The sequence below is a fragment of the Caldivirga sp. UBA161 genome, from assembly GCF_002506515.1.
Classification (GTDB): domain Archaea; phylum Thermoproteota; class Thermoprotei; order Thermoproteales; family Thermocladiaceae; genus Caldivirga.
Map to the genome: position 1 here is coordinate 36,760 of NZ_DAXS01000053.1, position 7,882 is coordinate 44,641.

Below are 7,882 nucleotides of genomic sequence, written 5' to 3' on the forward strand. Positions count from 1 at the left end.
CCCGTGTATTTAAGCAGTAGTTGCAACATATTGTAGTTAACGCATATTAATTCCAACCCATTAGTGGGTTAATGTCATTCCCAGTCTCCGTATGGTATGGTGTAGGTAGCGTTACCCCACCATTTGATGAGGAGGCCATTAAGAGGGATTTAAAGAATATTAAGGAGGTAGGGTTCAAGTACGTTAGGGGTTGGGTTAATTGGAGGGATACTGAGCCAAGGCCTGGGGAATATGATTTTAGTAGTGTTGAGGGCTTACTTAAGATTGCTAATGAAATCGGCTTAAGGGTTATTCTTCAAGTTTACCTTGAGTTCGCCCCTGATTGGTTACCTAAGCTTCACCCAGACTCACTATACGTCTCTGAGTCAGGTAGCGTCATTATGCCCCAGGGTAGTCCTGGTGTTTGCCTTGACCATCCTGGCGTTAGGGCTAGGGCTGAGGAGTTCATGAGGAGGTTGGCTCAAGTGGTTGTTAAGTACCCTAATTTCTATGCTTGGGATTTGTGGAGTGAACCCAATGTTATCCAGTGGATTTACCAACCCACTGGTTGGCGTGGTTTATTCTGCTACTGTAATTACTCTAAGGGTAGGTTCAGGGACTGGTTAAGGGTAACGTATGGTAGCATTAGTGCATTAAATAAGGCTTGGCATAGGAGTTACTTGGAGTTTAATGATGTTGAACCACCGCGTTTCGTTTCCCTTCACTTTGCTAGGGATAACATTGATTGGTTAACGTTTAACATAGTTAAGCTTAGGGAGGACCTTGAGTGGAGGGTTAAGGTGATTAAGAGCGTGGATAATAATCACCCAGTGGTTAGCCATAGCCATGGCGGCACTTCAGTGTTCAGTAATCCACTCTTCGGTGAACCTGATGATTGGGAAATGGCCAGCGTGGTTGATTCATGGGGTACATCATTCTACCCTAAACATGCAGGTAGGGTTAAGGCTGATCATGTCCTTGATGCCCTAATACTTGATGTAGCTAGGTCAGCTGCATTAGCCAGTGGTAAATCATACTGGATAGGGGAGCTTCAGGCTGGCCAAGGTATTGGTGGCTTTAAGGCTGCTGAACCAGTAACGCCTGATGATGTGGCTCTTTGGATGTGGCAGGCGATCGCCCATGAAGCTAAGGCAATTAACATATATCACTGGTACCCTATGATGCTTGGTTTTGAGTCAGGTGGGTATGGGTTAATTAACCCTGATGGATCATTAACTGATAGGGCTAGGAAGGCTGGGGAAACAGCCAAGGTGATTTATGAGAATGGTGACCTATTCCTAAAGGCTAAGTTAATTGACTCAAACATAGCCATACTCTACAATATTGAGTCATATAAGTGGCTTTGGATTGCCCAAAGGCATAGTAGTGACGTATTATCAAGGTCAATACTAGGTGTTTATAGGATCCTCTTCAACAGTAACTATAATGTAGACCTAGTATCCATTAGGCAGGTTGAAGATGAGTTAATTAATAAGTATAGAGTGCTTATAGCCCCATTATCACTGGTGATGACTCCTAAGGCTGCCTTAGGCTTAAGGAACTTTGTAAGTAATGGTGGATTACTACTTGTTGATTCAAGGTTCGCGGCAATTAGGAGTGATGGCTATATTGATTCAAGCACCCCTGCATATGGGTTAAGTGATGTTACTGGGGGTTGGGAGGACGGCTACATGAGCGTGGATAAAGTGAATCTGAGGATCACTAATAATTTAATACCCGGTTTAAAGGCTGGTGACTTAATAATTGGCTCCAATTACGTTAGTTGGCTTAATTCAAAGGCCCATGAAGTAGGGGTTAGCGAATTTAACTTAAGTAAGCCTTCAATAACCATTAATGATTATGGTAATGGGAAAACAATCTACGTGGGTACAAGTATTGGCTTATCATATGAGGTTAATGGACCGGGCAGCGGCATTGAGAAGTTAATAGAGGGTGCTATGAGGATAGCCATGGTTCAACCACCCGTTTATGTTAAGTCAACTAGGCAAGGCTATGTTGAGGTAAGGATAATGAAAAGTGGTGACGATTACCTACTCTTTATAATAAATCACTCCTACAGCGATCAACTGGTTAATGTAAGGATTAACGAGAATGTAATTAACGTGGGTAATGCATCAATTAAAGACCTTGTAACTGGAGCAGTAGTAAGCCTTATTAATAATGAGGCTCAGTTAACATTAAGGAGTAGGCAAGTTGTAGTAGGCTTATTAAGCCGTTAAAGCCGCAAACATTAAGCCTCATCCTGTATCACCCCTATTTAAAGAACCATGATAATTAATTATCCCCAGTTGGAGGTGGATTGCCTTCAAATGTGGTGGACCGGCCGGGATTTGAACCCGGGACCTCCCGCGTGCGAGGCCTATGCGGAGCCTAGCCCTCAGGATCATGATTCTGCACCACCACTATTTTTAAGCTTTCCTAAGGCTAGGGTAAGTAGCATTAAACCCTTAATAACCCATAGTTAACTGCTAGGTATATGAAGAAGAATGCCAGTAGAAATATGTCACTTATTTGCATGAATATTTCCACCGCCCATAGTGTACCAAGGCTGAACAATAATGCTGATAACACGTACTTAAGGTGCGGTAACCTTATCCTAGATATTTGGTCCTTAAGTGCCACCGTTAAGGCCACAACTGCAATTGCCGCAATTAGTGTTCCAGTTAATGCCGAGAAGTAACCCTTAGGTATTAATGCTATTAGTACTAAGGCGGCTTCAAAAGCCTCAACGGCGGAAACAGTGAAGACTACGGCTAAATCCCCCTTCTCCTCCTCAACATTACCCCTCCTAATTCCCTTAAAGTACCTCCTAGCGCTTCTAAGTAACCTATAACCAAAGTAGAATAGTATTACCGCTGAAGCCGCTAAAACATAATCAAGAGGAAGATACACTATGTACTTTCCTACTGTAAAAGTAGGCACAAGAACCAGTAATACTCCAGCCACTGCATATAGAGTAGGCTTAATACCCTTATATATGCCTTGATAAACAGCAGTCACTGCACCAGCCTCAGAAAGCTCAAGCATACTTACCCCTAATGCCGCCAAGAATATACCTATATCCATAATGAGCATCAGGATGCGGTGAATTTAAATTTTAACCCACATAGCTCCAGGAGGAATTAATATGCATTAACCATAATAAAGGTTCACATAGATTGTGAAAAAAGCTTAAAAATTCATCACGGCATTGTAAATGGGAATGAGCGGTAATAGCGTAATTATGATTAGGAACGCCATATTAATTTACCTACTAGGTACAATACTGCTAGTGATTGGATTCATAGGGTATATTGCTGGCTACATCATTAATCAGCCTCAATCATACTACATTAACCTAGAGAGGCCGTTTTATGCAGTAATAGCCCTTAATTCATTGTTAGCTGTAGTAGTGGCTGTATTAGAATATATTGGTTTTAGGCAATTATCTGACTTAAAGGTAACCTATAGGATTGGCGCGTATGGTGCAGTACTTCAATTAGCCTCATTACCATTCTCCATAGTTGGCGCCATATACTATACTCAAAGCCTAGAGAACGCGTATAAGGTTAGTAATATATCAGGGTTCACTATGCAGGCCTTACCTGTTAAAGTTAATTCACTAACATACCTAGGTACTGTTGGTTCATTAATTAACCTAATTGGCTGGCTACTGGTCTTCGTAGTACTTTATAAGTTAGGTTCCGATCATGGTAATGGTGTTGTGAAGACTGGTTCATTAGCAGCTATAATTGGGCAAATGCTAGCAATTAGCGTAGTATCATATCTGCCTGCGGCATACAGCTATAATGCTATTAATGTAGCCTCAGCATTAATGCTGCTCATATTAATCATTATAGGAGGCTTAATAGCATTCATTGGTATAATAACACTCATAATAGGCTTAACATCACTCGCAAAGGTTATTGAGCGTTAATTTCAGGGGGCAGGAAAACCTTTAGGAATTAAGTTAATTTAACTAAATACCCAGTAAGCCTAATTACCCTAATGATGTGCCTTAATTAAGAAGAATAATCCTGGCTATAATTCACATTAATTTCAGTGAAATGAATCAATGCCTCATAATTTAACTGAAATGATTTATAAAGAGCAGTGAATTGCCGCATACCATGCCTAAGAGGGTGATTTTTCATGAGTTAAAGACCCCTGAGGAAGCTTTAATGGTGATAAGCGGATTCGTTAAGAGCAGTGAAGTAGAGTATATTAATTTAGAGGACTCATACATGAGGGTTTTAGCTGAGGATATTTACGCTAAGGTTGATGTACCACCATTTGATAGGGCAACCATGGATGGATATGCCCTTAGGGCTGAGGACACTTTTGGCGCCGATGAACTGCACCCGGTTAAACTTAGGTTAAGTGGATTAAGTGTTAATGCAGGTGATTCAAATTTACCATTAGTTGAGAAGGGGAATGCTGTGGAAATTGCTACAGGCGCCCCATTACCACCAGGGGCTAATGCAGTGGTACCTGTTGAATATACTAAGGTGCATGGCGATACCTTAACTGTCTATAGGTCAGTGACTCCTATGGATAACGTAATGTCAGCTGGCTCAGATATAATGATGGGGGAATTAATTCTTAGAAGGTGCACTCTAATTAAGGAGAGGGAAGTGGGTGTACTAGCTGCCGTGGGTGTTGATAAAGTACCCGTATTTAAGAGGCCTAAGGTTGCTATAATATCCAGTGGAAATGAGTTAGTTAAACCAGGCTCACCCTTAAGTATGGGTAAGATATATGACATAAACACCTACACTGTGGCTCACGGCGTCAGGGAGGCTGGGGGTGAACCATTATTAATGGGTATTGTTAAGGATGATGAAGCGGAAATGGAGAAGATTATTAGGGATGCCTTAAGTAAGGCTGACATAGTCTTACTTTCAGGAGGCACATCGGCTGGGGCATTAGACATAAGCTACAGGGTACTTGATAAAATAGGCCCACCTGGTGTAATTATCCATGGCCTTAACGTTAAGCCAGGGAAACCAACCATTGCTGCTGTTAGTAAGGAGGGGAAGCTTGTAATAGGCTTACCTGGTTACCCAAGTAGTGCATTAATGATATTCAACATAATTGTTAAACCAATACTAGCCAAAATGCAGTGCCTAAGCCTAACCCAACCAGTGATTAGGGCGCAAATGGCCATTAGGGTTGAGGGCGCAAGGGGGAGGAGGGGGCTTAACCCAGTTAGCCTAGTTGAGGCCGAGAATGGTATTAAAGCATACCCATTACCAGCTGAGTCAGGTGCAATAACAACATTAGCCTATGCTGAGGGCTACATTGAGATTCCTGAAAACAGGGAATTCCTAGAGGAGGGTGAGTGGATTAATGTTAAGTTATTCACTCATCAATATAGGCCGGCAAACCTCTACATAATGGGTAGCCATGATGTAGCCTTAGACTCATCACTAATACCCCTGCTACCTGATTGGGTCACAGCTAAGGTAATTAACATAGGTTCCCTTGAGGGGCTTAAGGCAGCCATTAGGGGGGAGGCTGATGTGGCTGGAATTCATTTAATAGATGAGGAGACGGGGGAGTATAATGAGCCATTCGTTAGGAAATACGGTGAGGGTAAGGTAAGGCTAGTGGCTGGTTACATGAGGGAGCAGGGCATAATACTACCTAAGGGTAATCCAAGGGGGATTAAGGGCTTCGAAGACTTGATTAAGCTTAAGCTCAGGGTCGTGAATAGGAATAAGGGCGCTGGAACAAGGTTCCTATTTGATAAGCTGCTTAAGGAATACGCAGCAAGAAATGGAGTTAACTTCGAGGAGTTAATTAAGTCAATACCAGGCTACTACCATGAGGCTAAGACGCATACAGCGGTGGCTGCAGCCATTGCTCAAGGCAGGGCTGAGGCTGGAATAGGAATAAGGGCGGCGGCTGAAATGTATAACCTAGACTTCATACCATTGGCCTGGGAGAGGTATGACTTTGCCGTGCCGTTAAGTAAACTAAGCAAGGATAGTGTAAGGGTATTCATAAGTATACTTAAGGATGAGGAATTTAAGAGGAGGTTAAGCTCAATACCGGGTTATAAGGTGCTAAGCAACACTGGTGAATTCATAGTTTAAACTAAGGCTATTCAGCAGTGGGCCTTTTACCATTTTGACTCTCAATTAACTTAACTTGATGAACAATATGTTCCTTACCCCTTAAGTATGAGAATACTGCAGCCGCAAAGGCCATTACTGCGGCTACGTGGTAGGCGTACTCGAAACCCATTGCCATGGCTGGGGCTATGGCGCTTGGGAAGAATGAGGGGTGAGTCACAGCGGTGTAAATAGTGCTGGGTAATTGGATACCGGCTTCACTAAGCATGACTTTTATTGGGTCATAGCCCATGAAGGCTGCGAATAAGGCGTAAGCTGGAGGTATCCTTGATAATGCCGCTACATCACTTTGAGGAACACCAACATTAATTAACGCCTTACTTAATGATAATGATAATGATGCCGCTGACCCAGCTAATATCAGCGTTAGGAATATGGCGAAGCTCATTAATAACCCTATATTCTGCATACTTGACCTTAACCCAGATGCCGCTGACCTATCCTCAGAGGGTACTGAACTCATTATTGAGACTAAGTTAGGGGACTGGAATAAGCCTGAACCAGTACCCATTAGAAATAAGTCAGCTGCAAATAAGGTGTAACTAAAGTTCATTGAAAGCACGGTCAGTAACTCGAAGCTAATACCCAGTAGTATTGCGCCAATTGTTGAAACAACCCTGGCTCCAAACCTATTAATTAATTTACCACCCAATGGTGCGAATATGGCGTTAGCCACACTGCTGGGTATTAGGTATATGCCTGCCAGTAATGGTGTTTCGGAGTAGGGTATACCATGCATTGGGAGGTATATTGCCTGCAGTAGCAGTGATAGCACGAATACATTCGCCCCCTGGGCTAGGAATAGGAATAATGCGCTTAATACACCAAATGTGAATGGCCTTATCTTAAATAAGTTAATCCTAAGTATAGGTTCCCTAATCCTCATTTCAACTGGTATTAATAAAGCCAAAAGCAGTAAACCACCACCTATTAACCCCCATACTGTTGGATTCCCCCAACTCATTGATGAATTACCTGAAGGCAACATACCGAATGTTATGCCTAGGAGGAGGAGGACAAGTGATGTGGCAAGCATTGATGCACCCAAGTAATCAACCTTAACCCTCTTAATACCCAACGGTAGCTTATATACTGTTAAGTAAGCCCATATTGTGCTGATTATGCCTATTGGCGTATTAATAAGGAAGACTAGCCTCCAGTTAATTACGGCTAATACGCCGCCTACAACCAGGCCTATTATGCTACCTGCACTGAAGGCTATACTAACAATACCCATAGCCACACCCCTCCTATGAGGTGGATAAACGTCAGTTATTATTGCGGCACTATTCGTGAACATCAGGGATCCGCCTAAGCCTTGAATAAACCTGTAGGCAATCATTTGCGATGCTGCCACTAACCCGTATCCTGGCACTAAGCCTAGTAACGTTGAGAGTATTGTGAATACTGCATCACCTATTGTGAACATCTTACCCCTACCATACATATCGGATAACCTACCAACTATTGGCACAGCCACAGCAACCATTAATGGGTATGAGAACATTAACCAAAGCATTGACGTAAAGCCAAGCGGTGACATTGGATCAACGCCAATACCCCTTAGTATGTCAGGTAATGCTATTATTATTGCTGACATAGTCATCGATGCCATTAATGATCCCAAGAATGAATTAATCAATATAGCCCTCCTCCTCTCCTCACTAATTAACTCTGAAGGCTCATTGGACATACAGTTAACGTCTAATCCACTACCACTTAAAAACCCTTCTCAACTTATATAATAGCTATATAGCTGACGGTTC

Annotated in this window: 5 protein-coding genes; 3 read left to right on the forward strand and 2 right to left on the reverse strand. The window is 42.5% G+C overall.

The features are described from left to right. Nucleotides 1–71: 71 nt before the first annotated feature. Nucleotides 72–2,219, forward strand: coding sequence for a beta-galactosidase (locus BP896_RS06195; RefSeq protein ID WP_291766783.1), 2,148 nt, complete (start codon nucleotides 72–74; stop codon nucleotides 2,217–2,219). A gap of 220 nt (nucleotides 2,220–2,439) precedes the next feature. On the opposite strand, the gene BP896_RS06200 is transcribed toward BP896_RS06195, so the two are convergent. Beyond that, nucleotides 2,440–3,066, reverse strand: a complete 627-nt coding sequence (locus BP896_RS06200) for a hypothetical protein (RefSeq protein ID WP_291766785.1) — start codon at nucleotides 3,064–3,066, stop codon at nucleotides 2,440–2,442. A 136-nt stretch (nucleotides 3,067–3,202) separates the two neighbouring features. Here BP896_RS06200 and BP896_RS06205 point away from each other — a divergent pair, with 136 nt between their 5' ends. Next, nucleotides 3,203–3,916 (forward strand): DUF973 family protein, encoded by a 714-nt coding sequence (locus tag BP896_RS06205; RefSeq protein ID WP_291766786.1) that lies wholly within the window; start codon nucleotides 3,203–3,205, stop codon nucleotides 3,914–3,916. Nucleotides 3,917–4,109: 193 nt separating this feature from the next. Further along, on the forward strand, nucleotides 4,110–6,077 hold the full coding sequence (locus BP896_RS06210) for a molybdopterin biosynthesis protein (protein WP_291766788.1): 1,968 nt from the start codon (nucleotides 4,110–4,112) through the stop codon (nucleotides 6,075–6,077). Between the two features lie 7 nt (nucleotides 6,078–6,084). On the opposite strand, the gene BP896_RS06215 is transcribed toward BP896_RS06210, so the two are convergent. Next, nucleotides 6,085–7,809, reverse strand: coding sequence for an MFS transporter (locus BP896_RS06215; RefSeq protein WP_291766791.1), 1,725 nt, complete (start codon nucleotides 7,807–7,809; stop codon nucleotides 6,085–6,087). Nucleotides 7,810–7,882: the final 73 nt, after the last annotated feature.

What these genes read in the sequence shown, in the direction of transcription:
- BP896_RS06195 (WP_291766783.1), top strand. Translation starts at nt 72, where the DNA reads ATGTCATTCCCAGTCTCCGTATGGTATGGTGTAGGTAGCGTTACCCCA.
- BP896_RS06215 (WP_291766791.1), bottom strand. Translation starts at nt 7,809, where the DNA reads ATGTCCAATGAGCCTTCAGAGTTAATTAGTGAGGAGAGGAGGAGGGCT.
- BP896_RS06200 (WP_291766785.1), bottom strand. Translation starts at nt 3,066, where the DNA reads ATGGATATAGGTATATTCTTGGCGGCATTAGGGGTAAGTATGCTTGAG.
- BP896_RS06205 (WP_291766786.1), top strand. Translation starts at nt 3,203, where the DNA reads ATGAGCGGTAATAGCGTAATTATGATTAGGAACGCCATATTAATTTAC.
- BP896_RS06210 (WP_291766788.1), top strand. Translation starts at nt 4,110, where the DNA reads ATGCCTAAGAGGGTGATTTTTCATGAGTTAAAGACCCCTGAGGAAGCT.